This is a genomic window from Ornithinimicrobium cryptoxanthini, assembly GCF_023923205.1.
Taxonomy (GTDB): Bacteria; Actinomycetota; Actinomycetes; order Actinomycetales; family Dermatophilaceae; genus Ornithinicoccus; species Ornithinicoccus cryptoxanthini.
Map to the genome: position 1 here is coordinate 2705543 of NZ_CP099490.1, position 20061 is coordinate 2725603.

Genomic DNA, 20061 nt, shown 5'->3' on the forward strand with positions numbered 1-20061 from the left:
CGCCCGGCTCAGCCCAGCTCTGGGAACCAGATCGCGATCTCGCGGGCGGAAGACTCCGGGGAGTCAGAACCGTGCACGATGTTCTGCTGGACCTTCAGGCCCCAGTCGCGCCCGAGGTCCCCGCGGATCGTTCCCGGGAGGGCCGCTGTCGGGTCGGTGGCACCCGCGAGCGCGCGGAAACCGGCGATGCAGCCGTGTCCCTCGATCACGACCGCGGTGACCGGGCCGGAGGACATGAACTCGACCAGCGGCTCATAGAAGGGCTTGCCCTCGTGCTCGGCGTAGTGGGTCGCCAGCTGCTCCGCGGTGGGCGTGGTGACCGCGAGCGCGACCAGGGTGTAGCCCTTGGCCTCGATGCGGCGCAGCACCTCCCCGCTGAGACCCCGACGATAGCCGTCGGGCTTGACCAGGACCAGGGATCGCTCGATCTGCTCATTCACGGCGCCCACCCTACCTATCGCCAACCCCCTGTCGTTCATCCTGGCCGAGCACGGCAGGCGGTCCGGCGCGCACGGCATACAGCCCGAGCTTCTTCACCCGCAGGGTGTTCGCGATCTTTGGTGGCTCGCTCAAGGGCGACCACTACGCCCCAGTCGCGCGCAGCTCGCTCCTCTTCCTCCCCGACGCCTCCGAGCGGGAGGCCCTCATCGGTGACGAGCGTTTCTTCGTCCCTGCCTATGTCGGCCCGTCGGGCTGGCTGGGGCTGAGCTTCCACCTCAACGGCGGCGTCGATGAGGTGGACTGGGTTGAGGTCGCCGAGCTCGTCGAGATGTCCTATCGCCTCACCGCGCCGGTCACGCTGGTGCGCGAACTGGACGCCCGGACCGGCTAACCGACCTGGCCCGGCTCAGGCCACCAGCACCCCGGTGCCCAGCAGCGCGAACAGCACCAGCGCGAGGGCGATGCGATAGATCACGAACGGGGTGAACGTGTGAGTGGTGATGTAGCGCATGAACCAGGCGATGACCGCGAGCGCGACGACGAAGGCGATGCCCGTGGCGACCCAGATCTGGCCCCACTGCGGCGGAACCGCGTTGTCCGAGATCTTCAGCACCTGGTAGAAACCCGACCCGAGCACCGCGGGGATCGCCAGCAAGAAGCTGTAGCGGGCGGCCGTCTCGCGGCTGTAGCCCATGAACAGACCGGCGGCGATCGTCCCGCCGCTGCGGGAGACACCCGGGACCAGGGCCAGTGACTGGGCCAATCCATAGAGTATGCCGTCGCGCCAGGTGATCTCTCGCAGCTCCTTGGGGTGGGAGACCCGGGAGGCAAACCGGTCCGCGGCAAAGATCACCAGGGCGAACACTAGAAGCATTGTGGCGGTGAGCCACAGACTGCGCAGGTCGGTCTCGATGTAGTCCTGCAGCGTGAAGCCGAGCACCCCGATCGGGATCGAGCCGATGATGACCAGCCAGCCCATGCGGGCGTCCGGGTCGTTGCGCGGCACCCGGCCGGTCAGGGAGAGCGCCCACTGCCGGATGATCCGCACGATGTCCCGAAAGAAGAACACCAGGACCGCGGCCTCGGTGCCGAGCTGGCTGATGGCCGTGAACGCAGCGCCCGGGTCACCCGTGCCAAAGAGCTGACCGACGATCGAGATGTGCGCGCTGGAGCTGACCGGGAGGAACTCGGTGAGTCCCTGGACCAGGCCCAGGACGATCGCCTCGAGATATCCCATCAGGTGGTGTCCTCACGTTCAGGGCGCTCGGTGGGGTCGGGATCGGGCACTCGCTCATCGGGATGCACGTTGCCGTGCTCGGCGATCCAGGCCCTGGTCATCTCCTCCATCTTGGGGCCCTGGACCAGGGCGAGCCCCCACAACGCGCCGAAGAGGACGGTGACGATCCCCATGGCGGTCAGCACGACGGTGCTCAGTGCGGTCAGCCCGAGGACGACCCACCCGAGGGTCAGTCCCCACGGGCGACGCAACGTCCCGGCCGCCACGATGGCCAGGACCGCCAGCGCGCAGGCGCCCGCCAGCAGCAGGTTGGCGCGGTCTGCCTCGCCGCCCTGGGTCAGCTCCAGCTGACGTGCCACCAGCCCGCCGAAGAACACGGTCATGGCCAGCCCGGCGAGGACGATCGAGGCCAGCCGGCGGGTCATCTTTCCGGGCACCCCGGAGAAGCGGATGTGTCGCAGCCAGGTCACGAGGGCAGGTCCCCCTGACCGTCGGCTCTCAGCAGCATGCGGACGTCGGCCACCGTGGTGATGGAGCCGGTGGCCAGGACTGCCCCTGTCATCCCGCCCTCGTCGGCCAGCCCGGCCGCGAGGTCGAGCGCGTCGGGCAGGTTCTCCACGACCGTCACCCGGTCCTCACCAAAGAGCTCGACCGCCATCTCCCCGAGCCGCTGTGGCGGGATCGAGCGCGGCGAGGTGCTGCGGGAGACGACGATGTGGTCCAGCAGCGGCTCGAGCAGCTCGAGCATCGAGGAGGCGTCCTTCTCCTGCAGAATCGCCACCACACCGACCAGCCGGTGGAAGGTGAAGGACTCTCGGATCGCCTCGCTCATCGCGGCGATGCCGGCCGGGTTGTGGGCGGCATCGACGATCACGGTGGGGCTGCGACGCACGACCTCCATCCGTCCCGGCGAGGTCACCCCCGCGAAGCCCTCCCGCACGACGTCGGCGTCCAGAGGCTGCTCGCCCCCGCCGACGAACGCCTCGACGGCCGCGAGCGCCATCGCGGCGTTGTGCACCTGGTGCTCGCCGAACAGCGGCAGGAAGATGTCGGTGTAGTCTCCCGCCAGCCCGCGCAGCGAGATGAGCTGTCCACCGACGGCGATCTCTCGCTCGAGCACGCCATAGGCCAGACCTTCGACCTGCGCGACGGCGCCCACATCGTCGCAGCGCTCCAGGAGCAGCTGCATGACCTCGTTCTCCTGCACGCCGAGCACGGCGATCGCGTCGGACTTGATGATGCCCGACTTCTCGGTGGCGATGTCGATCAGGTTGTCCCCCAGCAGCCGGGTGTGGTCGATCGCCACGGGGGCCACGACGGCGACCGAGCCATCGGCCACGTTGGTCGCGTCCCAGGCGCCGCCGAGCCCGACCTCGACCACGGCGACGTCGACCGGCGCGTCGGAGAACACGGCATAGGCCACGATCACCAGCAGCTCGAAATAGGTGATCCGCGGGCCACCCTCGGCAACCGACGTCTCGTCGACCATGTGCACGAACGGCATGACGTCGTCATACGCCGCCAAGAACCGCTCAGCGCTGACCGGCTCGCCGGCGATGCTGATGCGCTCGCGCACGTCGTGCAGGTGCGGGCTGGTGAACCGGCCGGTCTTCAGGCCCAGCTCGCGCAACAGCCGCTCCACCATCCGCGTGGTCGTGGTCTTGCCGTTGGTGCCGGTGATGTGAATCATCGGGAAGTTGCGCTGCGGATGACCGAGCAGGTCCATCACCTGCGCCACCCGGTCAAGGGTCGGCTCGATGACGTTCTCGGGCGACCGCGCCAGGATCTCCTCGGTCACCTGTGCCATCCGCGCCGCGACCGCCGGGTCGACCTGCTGGCCGCCCGCACCCTCGCGCCTGCGACGCCGGTCGCCCGGGGTCTCACCTGAAAAGGTCATCGCGCGTCCACCTTCGTGATCAACAGTTCCACAACACGGCCACCGTCCAGCGTCGCCGAGGTGGAGTATGACGTGATGCGGGGCTGGGTGCCCCCGTCCGGGTCAGTGCCACCGCCGAGGTTGTGCCTCGGGCCCTTGGGCAGCGGCGTGCCCGCCCCCGCGGCCCCGAACTGGACCGCCAGGGTCTCGGACATCACCAGGTCCTGGTGAGCCATCGCTGCGTCCCACACGTCGTCGTTGCCGACGACGGTCAGGCTGATCCGGTCGGTGATCTGCAGGCCGGCGTCCTTGCGGGCACCCTGCACCGCACGCACCAGGTCACGAGCCAGACCCTCGCGGGCCAGGTCCTCGGTCACCTGCGTGTCGAGCACGACGAAGCCGCCGCCCTGACCGCGCAGCATGGCCGTCGCCTGCGAGGTGCCCTCAGCCGTCTGCGCCACCACGGTCTCCAGGGTGAACTCGCCCTCGACCAGCTCCAGCCCGCCGGAGGTGACGGTGCCGTCCTCAGCCACCGACCAGTCACCGGACTTCGCGCCCTTGATCGCGGTCTGCACGTCCTTGCCCAGACGCGGCCCTGCCGCGCGTGCGTTGACCACCAGCTTCTGCTGCACCCCGAAGTCGGCTGCCGACGCGTCCGCCAGGTCCAGCACCACCACCTCTCGCACGTTGACCTCGTCACGCACGATGTCAGCAAGCACCGACAGTCCCTGCGGGTGTGCGGTGGCCACGGTCAGCGTAGACAGCGGCAGGCGCACCCGCAGGCTCTCGGCCTTGCGCAGGCCCAGCGTCACCGAGCAGACCTCACGCACGGTGTCCATCGCCGCCACCAGGTCATCGTCCTGCGGCAGGTCCGACGCGTCCGGCCAGTCGGTCAGGTGCACCGACTCGCCACCGGTGAGCCCTCGCCATACCTCCTCGGTCGTCAGCGGCAGCAGCGGCGCGGCGACCCGGCAGGTCACCTCGAGCACGGTGTAGAGCGTGTCGAACGCCGCCTCGTCCTCGGACCAGAAGCGGTCGCGAGAGCCGCGGATATACCAGTTGGTCAGCACGTCCACGAACGAGCGGACGGCGTCGCACGCCGACGCGATGTGGAACGCGTCCTGCGCCTGCTGGACCTCGGTGACGAAGTCGGCCGTCTTGGCCAGGATGTAGCGATCCATCTCGTGCGTCGACGTCGTCGACCACTTCGCCTCGTGCCCGGAGGCGTTGGCATAGAGGCCGAAGAAGTACCACGCGTTCCACAGCGGGATCAGCACCTGGCGCACCCCGTCGCGGATGCCCTGCTCCGTGACGACCAGGTTGCCACCGCGCAGGATCGGGCTGGACATCAGGAACCAGCGCATCGCGTCCGAGCCGTCGCGGTTGAACACCTCGCGTACGTCGGGATAGTTCTGCAGCGACTTGGACATCTTCTGCCCGTCGCTGCCGAGCACGATGCCGTGGCTGATGCAGGTCTCGAAGGCCGGCCGGTCGAACAGGGCCGCCGCCAGGACGTGCATCGTGTAGAACCAGCCGCGGGTCTGCCCGATGTATTCGACGATGAAGTCGGCCGGGTAGTGCTGCTCGAACCACTCGGTGTTCTCGAACGGGAAGTGCCACTGCGCGAACGGCATCGAGCCGGAGTCGAACCAGACGTCCAGCACGTCCTCGACGCGGCGCATCGTGGACCTGCCCGTGGGGTCGTCCGGGTTCGGGCGGGTCAGCTCGTCGACGAAGGGACGGTGCAGGTCGATCTCACCGTTGCGGTTGCGCGGCAGGGTGCCGAAGTCCTCCTCGATCTCGATGAGCGAGCCATAGACGTCCGTGCGCGGATAGGTCGGATCGTCCGACTTCCACACCGGGATCGGGCTGCCCCAGAAGCGGTTCCGGCTGATCGACCAGTCCCGGGCGTTGGTCAGCCACTTGCCGAACTGGCCGTGCTTGACGTGCTCGGGCACCCAGGTGATGTCCTCGTTGGTGCGCAGCATCGTGTCCTTGAACTTCGTCACCTCGACGAACCAGGACGACACGCCCTTGTAGATCAGCGGCTCACGGCAGCGCCAGCAGTGGGGGTAGGAGTGGTCATAGGCCTCGCGGCGCAGCAGGACGGTGCCCTCGGTCACCGACCCGGTGTCCTGGTCCTCGCCCGTCCGGGCCGGGTCCTGCACCCGGGTGGCCGCCTTCAGGTGGTCGATGATCGGGGCGTTGGCATCGAAGACCAGCATCCCGGCATACTCCTTCACCGGAGCGGTGAACTGCCCGTCCGCGCCGACCGGCATGACCGCCTCGATGCCCTCGCGGTCGGTGACCACCTTGTCGTCCTCACCGAAGGCGCCGGCCGTGTGCACCAGACCGGAACCGTCTGTGGTGGTGACGAACTCGGCGACGACCAGGCGGTGGGCCCGCTCCCAGCCCTGGTAGTAGCTGAAGGGTGGCACGTAGGAACGCCCGGCCAGCTCGGCGCCGGTGAAGCGCCCGACCACCGCCGGGTCCTCTCCCAGCTCGTTCTTGTATGCCGGCACGCGGGCCTCGGCGAGCAGGTAGCGCTCGGTGCGGCCCGTGTGGTCGCTCTCGACGAGCACGTAGTCGATCTCCTCGCCGACCATGATCGCCAGGTTGGACGGCAGGGTCCACGGGGTCGTGGTCCAGACGAGGGCCAGCGCACCCGTGAGGACGTCGTCGTCGGGGCCGTCCTCCTGCGCCGTCTCCTGGGGCAGGATCCGCAGGCCGACCGTCACGGCCGGGTCGCGACGGACCTGATAGACCTCCTCGTCCATCCGCAGCTCGTGGTTGGACAGCGGCGTCTCATCGTTCCAGCAGTAGGGCAGCACGCGGAAGCCCTCGTAGGCCAGCCCCTTGTCGTGCAGCTGCTTGAACGCCCAGATCACCGACTCCATGTATTGCGGGTTCATGGTCTTGTAGTCATTGTCAAAGTCGACCCAGCGGGCCTGGCGGGTGACGTACTCCTGCCAGTCGTCGGTGTATTTCAGCACCGACCCGCGGCACTTGGCGTTGAACGCCTCGATGCCCAGCTCGAGGATCTCGTCCTTGGTCTTGATGCCGAGCTGGCTCATCGCCTCGAGCTCGGCGGGCAGGCCGTGGGTGTCCCAGCCGAAGCGGCGCTCGACGCGATGGCCGCGCATCGTCTGATAGCGCGGCACGACGTCCTTGACATAGCCGGTCAGCAGGTGGCCGTAGTGCGGCAGGCCGTTGGCGAAGGGCGGACCGTCGTTGAAGACGAACTCGTTGGACCCGTTGTCACCGGCCTCGCGCTGTTCGACGCTCTTGATGAACGTGTCGTTCTCGTCCCAGTACGCCAGGACAGCCTGCTCGAGGCTCGGGAAATCGGGGGACGGGGTCAGACCCTGTCCGGTCTCGGCCTTGGGATAGGTCATCTGCGCGCTCCTGCTCGTCATCAACTCGTCCACTTCCGTGCACGAGGACGACGTCGGGCGCCGCGGTACCACCTCGCTTGCCGTGTGCGGGCACACGACCGCTCTGGCCTCAGGCTGTGTCGGGCCCACCCGTCCGGTTCTAGTGAGGCCCTGGTGCAGGCCCGTTCTTCCGAAGGCTCGCCGCTGATGACGGCTCAAACGCCGGGTTCCATGCTACCTCCCATTCTGCTGGAGTCCGCGCACGCGGTAAACCACTTTCCGGGTCCGCCGGCCCGTGCGGCCGTGGCACAGTGAGGACATGCCCGCGCTCCCCGACCGTCTGGCCGACCGGCTCATCACCGATCAGGATGTCGCGCGCACCTATGGGGTGGACGCCAGCCCGGGCTCGGTGGCACCCGCAGAGTTCACCGTCGTGCGCGCCCGGGACCGGGGCGACGTGGTCGAGGTGCTGACGTATGCCGCGGCGCACCGAGTCCCCGTCGTCGCGCAGGGTGCCCGCACCGCCACGACCGGCTCGGCCGTCGCGCTCGAGGGCGGCATCGTGCTCAACACCGAAGCGATCAACCACGTGGAGATCGACCCGGTCGAACGGATCGCGGTGGTCGGCCCCGGGGTGGTCAACGGTGACCTCAAGAGCCAGCTGACGGCATACGACCTCGCCTATCCCCCAGACCCGGCGAGCTCGGGCTCGTGCACCATCGGCGGCAATATCGCCACGAATGCCGGCGGACTGTGCTGCGTGAAGTATGGCGTGACCGCCGACTACGTCCGCGGCCTGGAGGTGGTGCTCGCGGGCGGGGAGGTGATGCGGACCGGGCGGCGCACGGCCAAGGGCGTCACGGGTTATGACCTGACCGGCCTGTTCGTGGGGTCCGAGGGCACCCTCGGCGTGGTGACCGAGGCCGTGCTGCGACTGATCCCCGCGCCAGACCCCGCGCTGACGGTGCTGGCGGTGTTCGACACGCTCGAGGCGACGATGGCCGGGGTCGCCGCGCTGCGCGGGCAACGTCACACGCCGAGCCTGCTGGAGCTGCTCGACGGGCCCAGCATCACCGCGATCCAGGCCTTCGGCGACTATGGTTTCCCGCCCGGCGCCGGTGGCGTGCTGCTGGTCCAGTCCGACCGGATCGACCACGCCCACGAGGACGTGGTGGCATATGCCGAGGCGCTGGCGGCCGCGGGCGCCACCGACGTGGCAGTGGCCGACGACCCTGCCGAGGCTGACCTGCTGTTGCAGGGGCGGCGTGCTCTGAACCCGGCGCTGGAGGCGCGGGGTCCCCGGATGATCGAGGACGTCTGCGTGCCGGTCGCGCGCCTCGGTGACCTGGTGCGCGCGGTCCACCAGATCGCCGAACGGCGCGGCCTGGAGTCCACCTGCAGCGGGCACGCGGGCGACGGCAACCTGCACCCCTGCTTCTTCTTCGACGACACCGACCCCGCGCAGGTCGATGCCGCACGCGGCGCCTTCGGTGACGTGGTCGAAGCCGCCTGGGCGCTCGGCGGCACGCTGACCGGCGAGCACGGTGTCGGGGTGCTGAAGGCACCCTGGCTCGAGGGCGAGCTCGGCGCCGCCGAGGTCGCGCGTCAGCGCGCGCTCAAGGCGTTCTTCGACCCGCTCGGGATCATGAACCCCGGTCGCGTCTTCCCCTGATCGCGTCCGGCCCGAGCGTGCACTTGCACTCTGGAGCCGGTTGCGCTCGGCGTGTCGTCGGCTGGAGCGTTCACGTGAACTCTCGGGCCGACCGGGCCGGCGCCTCACCCGGCCCGGTGGTTCGCCCGTGCCTGTGGATGACAACAGATGGCCGGACCCGATTCCCGACACTCTGTGCTCGTGACTCGCCACACCACATTCGACACCACACGCCCGTTCCTGCGCCAGCAGGCACTCAAGGCCGGTCTGACCAAGCACCAGCTCGACGGCCCCGCCTTTCACAGCATCTTTGGCAGCGTGCGGTTGTCCACGAGGATCGCCCTCGACACTCGCGCCCGGGCAGAGTCGGCGCTGCTCCTGGTCAACGGGGGCGTCGCAAGCCATCACACCGCAGCAGTCATCTGGGGAGGTGTCGTGCCAGACACCGCCCTCACCCACGTCACGGTGCCGGCAGATGACGCCCGTCGCCACCGGCCAAACCTCAGGTGCCATGTTAGGTCGGTCCGTTGCACCCGTGCCCGCGGAGTCAGGGTGACCACGCCCGAGCAGACCTTCTATGACCTGGCGGGCCACCTTGACCTCGTCGATCTCGTGGTGCTCGGCGACTCCCTCGTGCAGGCAGGAGCATCGACGCCCGCGCGTCTCACTCAGTTCGTGTCGTCACGTCGCTCGGCCCGGGCTCGCACGGCCGCGGCGCTAGTGCGCTCTGGTGTCGAGTCGCCGATGGAGACCCGCGTCCGCCTGATGATCGTGCTCGCGGGGTTGCCGGAGCCCGAGATCAACCTGACGATGAGGGCCGCTCAGGGCAGGGCCGTCTATCGCCTGGACCTCGCGTGGCCAGATCTTCGGCTCGCGGTGGAGTATGACGGGCGTCAGCACGCCGAGAGCCCTCACCAGTGGGGACGCGACGTGACCCGTCGCGAACACCTCGACGACGCTGGCTGGCGCGTCATCGCGCTGCGCGCCCCGGACGTCTATGACACTCCCTGGGAGTCTGTCCGCCGGATCATGGCCGCGATGGCGGCGAGGGGGTTCGAGACCGACGCCACCGAGTGCCCGGAGCCGTTCCGGGCGCAGTTCCCCGGCCGGCCCTGGCGAAGCAACGGTGTCGCGCGCTGAGCTGCGGCGCCCCGAGACCCATCGGCCACAGCGTGCACGCGCACTCTCCAGCCGCCGACACGCCGACGCGCACCGGCCCCAGCGTTCAGGTGAACGCTGAGGCCGGTGAGGGGCGGGGTGCGCCGCGGGGCGAGGGACGCAGGTGACGTGGGCTCCAGCGCCGATCAGAGCTCGTGGACCGGCACGTCCTTGTCGCGGTCGTCCAGGCCGTACTGCAGCAGGTGGCCGCTCTTGCGGTCTGCGAGGTACTCATTCATCTCCGCCTTGATCACCGGCAGCAGCAGGTAGAGGCCGAGGATGTTGACGAAGGCGCAGATGAACAGGAAGGAGTCGGCGAAGTTGACGACCTCGCTCAGGGTCAGCACGCAGCCCAGGACGGTGAACGTGCAGAAGACCATCTTGTAGATGATGATCGAGACCCGGGCTCGCCCGAACAGGAACTCCCAGGCCTTCTGACCGTAGTAGGACCACGTGATCAGGGTGCTGAAGGCAAACAGCGCCACGGCGATCGCCAGCACCACCGGGAACCACGAGACCACCGACTCAAACGCGTCGGAGGTCAGCAGCACTCCACCGGCGGTGACTTCCTCCCCGGCCGCGGACTGCGCCCGGGACTGGCCATACAGGGCGGTGTCCGCGACAACGATGGTCAGGGCTGTCATGGTGCAGATGATGACGGTGTCCACGAACGGCTCCAGCAGCGCGACAAACCCTTCCGACACCGGACGACGGGTCTTCACGGCCGAGTGGGCGATCGCGGCGGATCCTAGGCCCGCCTCGTTCGAGAAGGCCGCACGCTGCATCCCGACGATCATCACACCGACGATTCCGCCGGTCACGCCCTGGGGGTTGAAGGCGCCCTCGAAGATGCCGGTCATCGCAGCCGGGATGTGGGAGGCGTTGACGATCAGCACGGTCAGGCAGCCGCCGACGTAGAGAACGGCCATCCCGGGGACCAGCTTGTCGGTCACCCGCGCGATCGAGCTGATGCCACCGATGATCACCAGGGCCACCAGAGCCGCGAGCACCAGCCCGAAGATCAGCGCTGCGCCGTCGTTGGCCAGGAAGCTGCTGTCATCGCCGGTGACCTCGGTGATCTGGACGTAGGTCTGGTTGGCCTGAAACATGTTGCCACCTGCCACACCGAAGAACAGGATGGCGACGGCATAGATGCCGGTCATGATGACGGCCAGACGACCGTGGACCCGGCCATAGGCCACCAACAGATACTTGAATGGCCCGCCCGAGACCGTGCCGTCCTCATTGATCTCGCGATACTTCACACCGAGCGTGCACTCGGCGAACTTCGTGGCCATGCCAAGCAGGCCGGCGATGATCATCCAGAACGTCGCGCCCGGACCACCGATGGTGACGGCGATGGCGACACCCGCGATGTTGCCCAGCCCCACGGTCCCCGAGAGCGCGGAGGCCAAGGCCTGGAAGTGCGTGATCTCACCGGGGTCGTCCGGTGAGCTGTAGCGCCCCCGCACCACCTCGAAGGAAGTCTTCCAGCCGCGCACCTGGATAAAACCGAAGTAGACGGTGCACACGAGCGCACCAAGGAGCAGCCACAGGATGACAAAGGGCGGACCGTCATCCCAGCCCGGGATCTTGAAGAAGATGACCTCGGCGACGGCCTCCTGGATCGGCTTGAAGGCGTCGTTGATCGCCTTCTCGATGTCACCCAGCAACCCCAACGGCTCAGTGGCATCCTGCAACTGGGGCACGATGGCGGGAGTCAACAACATTCCCCTATCCGACGACCGTGCGACCCATCCGGCAACCCCTACGGCCAAACTTTGCCAAATCGTGACCAAAATTCGGAACAAACTGCCCGGCGCTTCTCGTTGAGCGCTCCTTGGCCGGCCCTGCTGGCCTGCGGCGTTCTTCCCCCAGACGCCCGAGATGGGAGAATGCCGCCCATGACCACTGACGCCACCCGCACCTCACACCTGTCCCCGGTGACCCTGCCGGACAAGCCGTCCGTCGACGGCCTGGAGGACAAGTGGGCGGCCGTATGGCGTGAGCGTGACACCTACGTCTTCGACCGGGAGGCGGCCCTGGCGGCTCCGCGGGAGCAGATCTTCGCGGTCGACACCCCGCCGCCGACGGCCAGCGGCAGCCTGCACATCGGCCACGTCTTCGGCTACACCCAGGCCGACTGCCTCGCGCGCTACCAGCGGATGACCGGCAAGCACGTCTTCTATCCGATCGGCTGGGACGACAACGGGCTGCCCACCGAGCGCCGCGTGCAGAACTACTACGGCGTGCGCGGCGACGCGAGCCTGCCGCACGACCCCGACTTCACCCCGCCCCAGCAGGGCGGCGACACCAAGTCGTCCAAGGCGGCCAACCAGGTGCCGATCGGCCGGGCCAACTTCATCGACCTCTGCGAGGAGCTGACCGTCCTCGACGAGAAGGCCTTCGAGGACACCTTCCGCCGACTCGGCCTCAGCATCGACTGGAACGTGCAGTACAGGACCATCGACGACCGCTCCCGCGCCGTGGCGCAGCAGGCGTTCCTGCACAACCTGGCCCGCGGCGAGGCCTACCAGTCCGAGGCGCCCGGCCTGTGGGACATCACCTTCCAGACCGCGGTGGCCCAGGCCGAGCTCGAGGCCCGCGACTACCCGGGCCACTACCACCGGGTCGCCTTCCGGTCGACCAGCACGGCCGGGGGTTCCGTTTTTATCGAGACGACCCGCCCCGAGCTGATCCCGTCGGTGGTGGCCCTGATCGCCCACCCCGACGACGAGCGGTATGCCGCGCTGTTCGGCAGCACGGTCCGCTCCCCCCTCTTCGGTGTCGAGGTCCCGGTCGTGGCCCACCCGATGGCCGAGATGGACAAGGGCGCAGGCATCGCGATGTGCTGCACCTTCGGTGACCTCACCGACGTCATCTGGTGGCGCGAGCTCTCCCTGCCGACCCGCTCGGTGATCACCCGCAACGGCCGGCTGCAGGGCGAGACGCCCGAGTGGCTGGCCGGCGGTCCCGGCGAGGAGCTGTATGCCGAGGAGCTGGCTGGCAAGACGACCTTCAGTGCCCGTGCGGCCGTGGTCGAGGCACTGCGCGCCTCCGGCGACCTGGACGGCGACCCGAAGCCGACCCAGCGCAAGGCCAACTTCTTTGAGAAGGGCGACAAGCCGCTGGAGATCGTCACCAGCCGACAGTGGTACATCCGCAACGGCGGCAAGGACGCCGACCTGCGGGCGGACCTCGTCGGGCGTGGCCAGCAGATCGACTTCCACCCGGCCTTCATGCGCTCGCGCTACAAGAACTGGGTCGAGGGGCTCAACGGCGACTGGCTGATCAGCCGCCAGCGCTTCTTCGGCGTGCAGTTCCCGGTCTGGTATGCCGTGGACGCCGAGGGCGAGACCGACTACGACACCGTGCTGACGCCTGAGGCCGCTCGCCTGCCGATCGACCCGGTGACCGACGTCCCGGACGGCTATGAGGAGTCCCAGCGCGACCAGCCGGAGGGCTTCACCGCCGACACCGACGTCATGGACACGTGGGCCACCTCCTCGCTGTCCCCGCAGATCGCGGCCGGGTGGCCGGTCGCGGGTCGGCCCGACGGTGAGTTGGGCAACGACAGCGAGCTGTTCGCCAAGGTCTTCCCCTTCGACATGCGCCCCCAGGGCCACGACATCATCCGGACCTGGCTCTTCGCGAGCGTCGTCCGGGCCCACTTCGAGCATGACTCAGTGCCGTGGAGTGACGCCTACATCAACGGATGGATCCTGGACCCGGACCGCAAGAAGATGTCCAAGTCCAAGGGCAACGCGACGACCCCGCTGGGCATGCTGGAGCAGAACGGCACCGACGCGGTCCGCTACTGGGCCGCCGCCGCTCGCCCCGGTGTGGACACGGTGGACGACGCCTCCCAGATGAAGGTCGGTCGCCGCCTGGCGATCAAGATCCTCAACGCCAGCAAGTTCGCGCTCGGCATCGGCCGGCCCGAGGTGGCCGAGGGCGCGCCCGCCCCGATGCCCGAAGAACTGACCGAACTGGTCGCCCGGGTCACCGAGCCGCTGGACCGCGCGATGCTCGCCGGACTGGTCGAGGTCGTGCGGACAGCGACCGAGGCCTACGAGGGCTATGACTACTCCAAGGCGCTCGATGTCACCGAGTCCTTCTTCTGGACCTTCTGCGACGACTACCTCGAGCTCGTCAAAGAGCGGGCCTACGGCTCGGATGAGGCGATGTCGCGCGCCGCGGTCGAGTCCGCTCGGGCCGCCCTGCAGGTGGCGCTCGACGTGCTGCTGCGCCTGCTCGCGCCCGTCGTCTCCTTCGCCACGGAGGAGGTCTGGTCCTGGTGGCACACCGACTCGGTGCATACCCAGCCGTGGCCGACGGTCGAAGAGATCGCCGCCGGCGCCGAGGGAGCTGACCCCCGGATGCTCGACGTGGTCGGGCAGGCCCTGGCCGGGGTCCGGCGAGCCAAGTCCGAGGCCAAGGTGGGCATGCGCACGGAGGTCTCCGCGACCACCGTGAGCAGCTCGGACGCCGACCTGCAGCTGGTGCGTGCCGCCGAGGCAGACCTGCGGGCGGCCGGCAAGGTCATCGGTGACATCGGCTATGGCACGGCCGAGGCGCTCGCCGTCTCGGACACCGTCCTGGTGCCGCCGGCCGACGCCTGAGTCGTCCCACCCGCGCACGGCCACCTGCGGTGTCAGCACGCTTCCTTGTCCCCGGCGTCGCATAAGGTCGTCACCATGCATCGGGGCAAGGTGATCGCGGCGACCGTGGCTGCGGCCATCGTGCTGCTCCTGCTGGTGTGGGGCAGCGGCGCCGGCACCAGCGTCCTGCACTCCCCGTCCGGTGAGGCCCGCACGGGACAGGGCGACGAGCAGCGCACCATCCAGGTCAATGACCAGGCCGAGGTCACCCAGGTGCCCAGTGATGGGCTCGAGAGTGCGGCTCCTGCCCTGGACTGGCTGATGATCGCCTTCGCCCTCGTGGTCCTGGCCATCGTCGTCAAGATCCTGAAGTGGCTGCTCAACCGGGACTGGGAGGAGTCGGGCTCCCCGGACGAGGACGAGGAGATCGACGATCTCGGCCTCCTGCTGGGCGCCACGTCGGAGTCGACGCGGGCGGCCGCGCTGGCCGAGGGCGAGCCCCGCAACGTCGTCGTCCGCTGCTGGGTCGCCCTCGAGGATGCCGCTGCCTCCTCCGGCCTCGCCCGCGACCCCGCCGAGACCGCCGCAGAGTTCACCCGTCGGTTCCTGGGCACCTGGCACGTGGACGAGGCGACCACCCGTGAGCTCGCCGAGCTCTATCGTGAGGCCCGCTTCTCCCGTCACCCGGTGGCCCGACCCGTCGCGGAGCGCGCCGCCGAGCTCGTCGGCAGCATCCACGATCAGCTCCGACGCGCCCGCCGCGCGGCACCTGAGGAGCCCGTGGCCGAGGAGCCCGTGGTCGACCAGGTGGCTGAGCCCTGATGGTGCTGCGCGCGAGATCCGAGTCGCCGCTGCACCAGGGTCGGCGCGGCCAGAAGACCGTGGACGGCAGTCAGCACCGGGTCCGCCGGGCGCTCCTGGCCTTCGTGACGACCCTGGCCATCGGCGCGCTGCTCTGGTTCATCAACGTCCTGCGCACCGATGCCGTCACAGCGCTGGTCCTGGCCCTCGCCGTCGGCGCGGTCATCACGCTGCTGACGTGGGTGATGTCCGAGGAGGGCCCCCGCCTCAAGCGCGCCCATTGGTTCGCCTCGATGCGCGAAGAGTCGGTGCGGCCCGGCGCCCTCGACTACCGCATGCTGCGGCTGCGCCGGGATCTGCGCGACGCCACCGAGCGCAACGACCGCACCGACGAGATCTTCCCCGTGGTGCGCGCCCTCGCCGCCGAACGGTTGCGCGCCAACCACGGCCTCGACCTGGTCACCGACTGGGACGAGGCACAGAGCCTGATGCACCCCGACCTGGTGAAATACCTGTCCGACCCACCCACCGGCACCGCCAAGCGCAGCAAGCGCCAGCTAGCCCGAGCACTCGACCGAATCGAGGAACTGTGAGCGATCACCCCAGCCCGGCCACGACCGGCACCTCCGCCATGGCCGTCACCGCCACCCTGACCGTCGCGGAGGTCTCCTCCCAGGCCGCCGCCGTCCTTGACCGGGTCGAGACTGCAGTGGTCGGCAAGCGGCAGGCACTCACCCTGGTGCTGTGCGGCATACTCGCTCGTGGTCACGTCCTCCTCGAGGACTTCCCCGGGCTGGGCAAGACGCTGGCCGCGCGCTCCTTCGCGCAGAGCCTCGGGCTGGAGTTCACCCGCGCCCAGTTCACCCCCGACCTGCTGCCGGCGGACCTGACCGGCGCCTTCGTCTATGACCAGAAGGCGGGCGAGTTCGAGTTCCGCAAGGGGCCGTTGTTCACCGGGCTGCTGCTGGCCGACGAGATCAACCGGACCCCGCCCAAGACGCAGTCGGCGCTGCTGGAGGCGATGCAGGAGCATCAGGTCACGGTCGAGGGCGAGACCTTCCTCCTGACAGAGCCCTTCCACGTGCTCGCCACGGCCAACCCGGTCGAGTACGAAGGCACCTATCCCCTCCCCGAGGCCCAGCTGGACCGCTTCCTGCTGCGCATCTCGTTCGGCTACCCCACCGAGGACGAGGAGCATGACGTGCTGACGCGCCGCGTCTCCCGTCAGACGGAGGACCAGCACCTGGAGCCGGTCACCGACGCCGCCGGTCTGCTGGCCATGCAACTGGCCATCGAGACCGTGCCGGTCGAGGAGGACATCAGCCGCTACTGCGTCGCGCTCGCGTCGGCCACCCGCCGTCACCGGGCGGTGCAGGTCGGCGCCTCGCCCCGCGGTTCGTTGGCGTTGATGCTGACAGCGCGCGCGCACGCGGTCGTCAAACAGCGTGACTACATCACCCCGGAGGACGTCAAGGCGGTCGCACACGCAGTGCTGGACCACCGGATCTCGATCAAGCCCGAGCTGTGGATGTCGGACCTCGGCGGCGCCGGGGTGGTCGAGGCGGTCCTCGCCGAGACCCCGGTGCCCAGCGCCCGACAGCTGTCTGGAGCCCAAACGGCCCAAGGCGGCCAGCCCGTCAGCGGCGACGGCCAGGGCACCGGAGCACAGCGCGGCGCATGAGCCCCACCCGGCCGTCAGCAGACACCCACCCCGACAACAGGTGGGCGGTGACCCATGCCCACGCGCGTGCCGTCCTGGTCTCCGTCGTCGCTGGTCTGGGTGCCCTGCTCGCCCAGCGCCCCGACATACTCCTGATGGGTGCTCCCCTGGCGATGATCGCCCTCTGGTCGGTCCTGACCCGACCCGCCACCGTCCCCTCGACACGCCTCGTCGTGACCGACAGCCGCCTGCAAGAGGGCCAGTGGGGACGGGCCGTCGTCGGTGTCGAGACGGCCAGCAACACCGAGCTGGTCTCCACCTCGTTGGCCAGGGGGCCCAACATGGAGACCTTCCCCAAGCACGGTGCCCGGTTGCACCTGCTCACCGACAAGGACCGGGAGCGCCCCGAGCTGCACCTGTTCACCCGCATCAAGGCGGGGCGGTGGGGGGTGCGGCGGGTCGGTCCCGGCCTGGTCGGCGCGACCAGCCCGTGGGGAGCCTTCCGCTGGGGTCCGGTGCCCCTCGACGACCTGCGGATCAGGGTGCTGCCCGACCCTGCGACGTTCAACACCGGTGCTCCGGCGCCGCACCCCCTCGGCCTGGTCGGCCTGCACCGCTCCCGCTTCCCCGGAGACGGCAGCGAGTTCAACACGATCCGTCCCTTCCAGTGGGGCGACCGGCTCAAACGGATCCACTGGGCGCGCTCGCTGCGCACCAACGAGCTGCACGTCACCTCCAGCTATGCCGACCAGGACACGCACGTCGCGATCATCGTCGACGCGCACTACGACCTCGGGGTCTCCGACGCCGCCGAGGGACTGTCCAGCACCCTGGACTACTCGGTGCGCGCCGCCGCCGCGATCGCCGAGCACTTCCTCCACCAGGGAGACCGCGTCAGCCTGCAGGTGCTGTCCGCCCGGACGCCGCTGCACCTGCCCCCTGGCTCGGGACGACGCCAGAGCCGCCGACTGCTGGATGCTCTCTCGCAGGTCCAGGCCCACCCGCAGGAGGAGATCGACCCGCGGCGTCTGCGCCGGGGCCTGGGCCCGGGTGCGCTCGTCGTGATGATCTCGGCAATGGTCGCACCGGGACCGCTGGCCCAGGCGGCGCTGCTCAGCCGCAGCGGCCTGCAGGTCGTGGTCATCGACTCGCTGGTCGACGACGTGCAGCCACCCGGTGAGCGTGACGACATCGCCCGTCTCGGCTGGCGGATCCGGCTGATGGAGCGCGACGCAGAGGTGCGCCGGGTGCGCGGCGAGGGCGTGCCTGTCGTGCCGTGGCGCGGCCCGGGGAGCCTGGACCAGGTGCTGCGCATGCTCTCCCGGCACCGTCAGGGAGCTGGGCGATGAACCCCTTCGGAGATCTCATCGAGGATCTGCGCACCGCGAGCCAGGGGCAGCTGATGTTGCGCGCGGCCGTCCTGGTCTCGGTCCTGGCCTTCGCGGTCCTGCTGGTCCTGTCCGGGGAGTCCACCCTGTGGGCCGTGGCGGTCCTGGGCGTGCTCGGCGCGTTCTGCGCCCTCAACCCTCACACGGTGCTTCCCGCCGCGATCATGATCTATGGCATGGCCGTGTGGTGGACGGGAGTGCCGGACCCGTTCAACCCCCTGGCGCTGCCCGCGGCGCTCTCGCTGCTGCTGCTGCACACCGTCTGTGCGCTGGCGGCCGCGGTCCCCGCGCAGGCCACCCTCCCCCGCGAGCTGTTCGGGCAGTATGCCGTGCGTCTGGCCATCGTCTCCGGCGCCACCACGGCGCTGTCGCTCGTGGCGTGGCTGGTTGTGGAGGCCGAGCCGCCCGGTGGGCTGGTGGCGCTGCTGGTCGGCCTGCTGGCACTGGGTCTGGCCGTCGGCGTGCACTACGTGGTGGTGACCGCGCGCCCGGGGCGCAGGCCGCACGAGAGCGGCGTGGGTTAGGCAGACTCCTTGCGGGGTCGCTTGCGACCCTGGGTGGGACGCCGCACGATCGTGGGGTTGACGTTGTCGAGCACGACCTCGCGGGTGATCTCGACGCGCGCGATGTCGTCATCGCTGGGCACGTCGAACATCACCGGCAGGAGGACCTCCTCGAGGATCGCCCGGAGGCCGCGGGCGCCGGTTCCCCGCAGCAGCGCCTGCTCCGCGATCGCCTCGATCGCGTCGTCGGTGAACTCGAGCTCGACACCGTCGATCTCAAACATCCGCCGGTATTGCTTGACGAGCGCGTTGCGAGGCTCGGTCAGGATGTTGGTCAGTGCGGACACATCCAGCGGGGAGACGGTGGTGATCACGGGCAGCCGGCCGATGAACTCGGGGATGAGCCCGAACTTCATCAGGTCCTCGGGCAGCACGTCCTCGTAGCGCTCGCCCGCATCCTTGGCCGAGTGCAGCTCTGCGCCGAAGCCGAGCCCCTGCTTGCCGGCGCGTGCCTCGATGATCTTCTCCAGCCCGGCAAACGCCCCGCCGACGATGAAGAGCACGTTGGAGGTGTCGATCTGGATGAACTCCTGGTGCGGGTGCTTGCGTCCGCCCTGCGGCGGCACCGAGGCGGTCGTCCCCTCCAGGATCTTCAGCAGTGCCTGCTGCACCCCCTCGCCGGAGACGTCGCGGGTGATCGACGGGTTCTCCGACTTCCGCGAGATCTTGTCGATCTCGTCGATGTAGATGATGCCGCTCTCGGCCTTCTTGACGTCGAAGTCAGCGGCCTGGATGAGCTTGAGGAGGATGTTCTCGACATCCTCACCGACATAGCCGGCCTCGGTCAGGGCCGTCGCGTCGGCGATCGCGAACGGGACGTTGAGCATGCGGGCCAGCGTCTGCGCGAGATAGGTCTTGCCGCAGCCGGTCGGGCCGATCAGCAGGATGTTGGACTTGGCGAGCTCGACCGAGTCCTCACCCTTGCGGGTCTGCCCCGCCTGCACCCGCTTGTAGTGGTTGTAGACCGCCACTGCCAACGCCCGCTTGGCAGGGTCCTGACCCACGACATACTCCTGGAGGAAGTCGAAGATCTCCCGCGGCTTGGGCAGGGTGCCCAGCCCGAGGTCGCCCGACTCGGCGAGCTCCTCCTCCATGATCTCGTTGCAGAGGTCGATGCACTCATCGCAGATGTAGACGCCGGGGCCGGCGATCAGCTTGATGACCTGCTTCTGGCTCTTCCCACAGAAGGAGCACTTCAGCACGTCGCTGCTCTCTCCCATGCGAGCCACAGCGGATTCCTTCCCTCGACTACGGGCACCGACCCGGTGCCTTGGCACGACGCTACCCCGACTGCCCACGTCCGCGTAGCCC

Annotated in this window: 16 protein-coding genes; 9 read left to right on the forward strand and 7 right to left on the reverse strand. The window is 69.1% G+C overall.

The genetic code is table 11. The annotated features are described in order from the left end of the window. Nucleotides 1-8 precede the first annotated feature (8 nt). Entirely contained in the window at nt 9-440 is a 432-nt protein-coding gene (ndk, locus tag NF557_RS12455) for a nucleoside-diphosphate kinase (RefSeq protein WP_252619814.1), read from the reverse strand. Nucleotides 441-544: 104 nt separating this feature from the next. Between ndk and NF557_RS12460 the strand changes: the two genes are divergently transcribed. Then, nucleotides 545-832: an MmcQ/YjbR family DNA-binding protein gene (locus tag NF557_RS12460; RefSeq protein ID WP_252619816.1), complete on the forward strand. Its 288-nt coding sequence runs from the start codon at nt 545-547 to the stop codon at nt 830-832. Nucleotides 833-847: 15 nt separating this feature from the next. Here the strand turns inward: NF557_RS12460 and NF557_RS12465 are convergent, their stop codons facing one another. The 4 genes from NF557_RS12465 to ileS are packed head-to-tail and all read right to left on the reverse strand — an operon-like array spanning nt 848 to nt 6949. After that, nucleotides 848-1678, reverse strand: a complete 831-nt coding sequence (locus NF557_RS12465) for an undecaprenyl-diphosphate phosphatase (RefSeq protein WP_252619818.1) — start codon at nt 1676-1678, stop codon at nt 848-850. Further along, complete coding sequence (locus NF557_RS12470) at nt 1678-2148, reverse strand: DUF4233 domain-containing protein (protein ID WP_252619820.1); 471 nt, start codon at nt 2146-2148, stop codon at nt 1678-1680. Before NF557_RS12470 ends, NF557_RS12465 begins: the two co-directional genes overlap by 1 nt. Then, a complete protein-coding gene (locus NF557_RS12475) occupies nt 2145-3575 on the reverse strand; it encodes a bifunctional folylpolyglutamate synthase/dihydrofolate synthase (RefSeq protein ID WP_252619822.1) in 1431 nt (476 codons plus the stop codon). The genes NF557_RS12470 and NF557_RS12475 overlap by 4 nt, the downstream gene beginning before the upstream one ends. Continuing rightward, nucleotides 3572-6949 carry an isoleucine--tRNA ligase gene (gene ileS / locus NF557_RS12480; protein WP_252619824.1) on the reverse strand — a complete coding sequence of 1126 codons (3378 nt, stop codon included), beginning with the start codon at nt 6947-6949 and terminating at the stop codon, nt 3572-3574. The genes NF557_RS12475 and ileS overlap by 4 nt, the downstream gene beginning before the upstream one ends. A gap of 298 nt (nt 6950-7247) precedes the next feature. Here ileS and NF557_RS12485 point away from each other — a divergent pair, with 298 nt between their 5' ends. Both NF557_RS12485 and NF557_RS12490 read left to right on the forward strand, forming a co-directional pair. After that, nucleotides 7248-8600, forward strand: a complete 1353-nt coding sequence (locus NF557_RS12485) for an FAD-binding oxidoreductase (RefSeq protein ID WP_252619826.1) — start codon at nt 7248-7250, stop codon at nt 8598-8600. 180 nt (nt 8601-8780) lie between these two features. Beyond that, nucleotides 8781-9719, forward strand: coding sequence for an endonuclease domain-containing protein (locus NF557_RS12490; protein ID WP_252619828.1), 939 nt, complete (start codon nt 8781-8783; stop codon nt 9717-9719). Between the two features lie 164 nt (nt 9720-9883). On the opposite strand, the gene NF557_RS12495 is transcribed toward NF557_RS12490, so the two are convergent. After that, entirely contained in the window at nt 9884-11467 is a 1584-nt protein-coding gene (locus NF557_RS12495; RefSeq protein ID WP_252619829.1) for an alanine/glycine:cation symporter family protein, read from the reverse strand. Between the two features lie 174 nt (nt 11468-11641). On the opposite strand from NF557_RS12495, the gene valS reads away from it, so the two are divergent. From valS to NF557_RS12525, 6 genes are all read left to right on the forward strand, one after another. After that, nucleotides 11642-14359 (forward strand): valine--tRNA ligase, encoded by a 2718-nt coding sequence (valS, locus tag NF557_RS12500; protein WP_252619831.1) that lies wholly within the window; start codon nt 11642-11644, stop codon nt 14357-14359. Nucleotides 14360-14434: 75 nt separating this feature from the next. Further along, nucleotides 14435-15160: a DUF4129 domain-containing protein gene (locus NF557_RS12505; RefSeq protein WP_252619833.1), complete on the forward strand. Its 726-nt coding sequence runs from the start codon at nt 14435-14437 to the stop codon at nt 15158-15160. Further along, the gene (locus NF557_RS12510; protein WP_252619835.1) at nt 15160-15732 is read left to right on the forward strand and encodes a hypothetical protein; all 573 of its coding nucleotides are present in this window, start codon (nt 15160-15162) and stop codon (nt 15730-15732) included. The genes NF557_RS12505 and NF557_RS12510 overlap by 1 nt, the downstream gene beginning before the upstream one ends. A gap of 38 nt (nt 15733-15770) precedes the next feature. Further along, a complete protein-coding gene (locus NF557_RS12515) occupies nt 15771-16820 on the forward strand; it encodes an AAA family ATPase (protein WP_252624156.1) in 1050 nt (349 codons plus the stop codon). Further along, nucleotides 16817-18148 carry a DUF58 domain-containing protein gene (locus NF557_RS17605; RefSeq protein ID WP_280923961.1) on the forward strand — a complete coding sequence of 444 codons (1332 nt, stop codon included), beginning with the start codon at nt 16817-16819 and terminating at the stop codon, nt 18146-18148. The genes NF557_RS12515 and NF557_RS17605 overlap by 4 nt, the downstream gene beginning before the upstream one ends. Beyond that, nucleotides 18145-18711 (forward strand): hypothetical protein, encoded by a 567-nt coding sequence (locus NF557_RS12525; RefSeq protein ID WP_252619837.1) that lies wholly within the window; start codon nt 18145-18147, stop codon nt 18709-18711. Before NF557_RS17605 ends, NF557_RS12525 begins: the two co-directional genes overlap by 4 nt. On the opposite strand, the gene clpX is transcribed toward NF557_RS12525, so the two are convergent. After that, the gene (gene clpX, locus NF557_RS12530; protein WP_269762011.1) at nt 18708-19979 is read right to left on the reverse strand and encodes an ATP-dependent Clp protease ATP-binding subunit ClpX; all 1272 of its coding nucleotides are present in this window, start codon (nt 19977-19979) and stop codon (nt 18708-18710) included. The two genes, NF557_RS12525 and clpX, sit on opposite strands and share 4 nt — an antisense overlap. Between the last annotated feature and the right edge of the window lie 82 nt (nt 19980-20061).

Coding starts and splice junctions, on each gene's coding strand:
- NF557_RS12495 (WP_252619829.1), bottom strand. CDS start 11,467: ATGTTGTTGACTCCCGCCATCGTGCCCCAGTTGCAGGATGCCACTGAG.
- NF557_RS12525 (WP_252619837.1), top strand. CDS start 18,145: ATGAACCCCTTCGGAGATCTCATCGAGGATCTGCGCACCGCGAGCCAG.
- NF557_RS12510 (WP_252619835.1), top strand. CDS start 15,160: ATGGTGCTGCGCGCGAGATCCGAGTCGCCGCTGCACCAGGGTCGGCGC.
- ileS (WP_252619824.1), bottom strand. CDS start 6,949: ATGACCTATCCCAAGGCCGAGACCGGACAGGGTCTGACCCCGTCCCCC.
- valS (WP_252619831.1), top strand. CDS start 11,642: ATGACCACTGACGCCACCCGCACCTCACACCTGTCCCCGGTGACCCTG.
- NF557_RS12485 (WP_252619826.1), top strand. CDS start 7,248: ATGCCCGCGCTCCCCGACCGTCTGGCCGACCGGCTCATCACCGATCAG.
- NF557_RS12475 (WP_252619822.1), bottom strand. CDS start 3,575: ATGACCTTTTCAGGTGAGACCCCGGGCGACCGGCGTCGCAGGCGCGAG.
- NF557_RS12505 (WP_252619833.1), top strand. CDS start 14,435: ATGCATCGGGGCAAGGTGATCGCGGCGACCGTGGCTGCGGCCATCGTG.
- NF557_RS17605 (WP_280923961.1), top strand. CDS start 16,817: ATGAGCCCCACCCGGCCGTCAGCAGACACCCACCCCGACAACAGGTGG.
- NF557_RS12465 (WP_252619818.1), bottom strand. CDS start 1,678: ATGGGATATCTCGAGGCGATCGTCCTGGGCCTGGTCCAGGGACTCACC.
- NF557_RS12515 (WP_252624156.1), top strand. CDS start 15,771: ATGGCCGTCACCGCCACCCTGACCGTCGCGGAGGTCTCCTCCCAGGCC.